Below are 1539 nucleotides of genomic sequence, written 5' to 3'. Positions count from 1 at the left end.
GCGGTCACGAGTCCGGCCGCGATCCATCGCGCTACCGGACGTCCATTGTGTCCAGTGGTCATCACTGCACTTCCTTTCGGGATGGCGCGTCATTGCGCCGGTCGTGGGATGGTGCGGCCGCGGACTGGCGGACGATCAGGTCGGCCGGGAAGTCGGTGCGCAAGGGCTTGCTGTCCGGCTCGGCCGACGTGCCCTCGATCTGCTGGATCAGCAGGTCGAGGCCGTGGGCGGCCACGGCCTCGAAGTCCTGCCGCATCGTGGTGAGGGGAGGGGACAGATAGGCCGCCGACGGGATGTCGTCGAAACCGATGACGCTCACGTCGTCCGGCACCGCGCGGCCCGCCTCGTTGAGCGCGCGGATCATACCGATGGCCATTTCGTCGTTTGCGACGAAGACGGCGGTCATACTGGGGTCACTCGCCAGTGCCGTGCCGGCCTTGTAGCCCGACGCGGGGGACCAGTCACCCTCGGCCAGGGGTGGGGGAGTCGCGCCCGCATCATCGAGGGCACGTCGCCATCCCTCGCGACGATCCCGAGCCGCCCACCACCGCTGAGGTCCGGCCAGGTGCCAGACCGTGTCGTGTCCGAGTTCCAGCAGGTGCTCGGTGGCGGTCCGTGCCGCGGCGACGCCGTCCGCGCCACCGAACACCACGTGTGAGCCGGACAGCCCAGGCAGCTTGCCGAAGCTGAGGACGGGAACGCCAGGATCGATCTCCAGCTTCTCACCCTCGTCGACCGGTTCGGATATGACGATGCCGTCGATGCCCTGCTCGAGTAGCCACCGGATGGCGTCGGAGATCTTGTCGTGTCCGCCCTCGAGGGTGGTCGCCACGGTGAACGAGAAGCCGGCCGCACGCGTCGCACGCTCCAGCGCGATGAGCAACGACGCCGGCCCGTAATCCGCGGTTCCGAGTGAGACAAAGCCGATCCGGCGGAATCTGCCAGTGATGAGCGCTCGTGCCGCGGTGTTGCGCCGGTAGCCGAGCTGCTGGGCAGCCCGGAGCACTCGCTGTCGAATGTTATCGCTCACATACCGTTCGCCATTGATCACGCGGGAGACCGTCTTCTGGGAGACTCCCGCCAGTCGGGCGACATCCGTCATTCCGGGTCTGCGACCACCTTGAGCTGTGGCGGCGTCATCGACGGGACGCGGCTGCGGCATTGCGGACCTCCGGTCTCGCGTTGCTTCATGGTCCTGAAAGGACGCTATGACAACGTAGTCAGAGTGTGCGCGCGGGCGGACTGAGGTGTCAAGAGTGTGAACCCACATGTTCGGGCGGCTATTGCCGCACGTGTTCTTGCCACGATTGACGGGATTGCTCGCGAGCTCGGTTCCCGTCGTCACGCCCCTTGCGCGGCTGACACCGGTATCCCATGATCTTTCTCGGGTCCCTGCTGGATACGCTCGAGCAGGCCTGTCCACTGTGTGAGGGGAACCCGTGCAACGGCAAGACGCTTTGGCCGCCCGGCCGGTCCTGATATGCCTGAGCGCTGCGCTTGTCGTCGTGGCGTGCACAGGCGGCGACGGCAGCTCGGATG

At 66.7% G+C, this 1539-nt stretch carries 1 protein-coding gene; it reads right to left on the bottom strand.

The annotated features are described in order from the left end of the window. Window positions 1–61 precede the first annotated feature (61 nt). Window positions 62–1102: a LacI family DNA-binding transcriptional regulator gene (locus tag ELR45_RS00865; protein WP_129662679.1), complete on the bottom strand. Its 1041-nt coding sequence runs from the start codon at window positions 1100–1102 to the stop codon at window positions 62–64. Window positions 1103–1539 lie beyond the last annotated feature (437 nt).

Origin of the sequence: Phytoactinopolyspora endophytica (genome assembly GCF_004138495.1) — a bacterium.
Taxonomy (GTDB): Bacteria; Actinomycetota; Actinomycetes; order Jiangellales; family Jiangellaceae; genus Phytoactinopolyspora; species Phytoactinopolyspora endophytica.
Note: the sequence above shows the minus strand (reverse complement) of the source record. Positions and strands in the feature narration are given on the sequence as shown.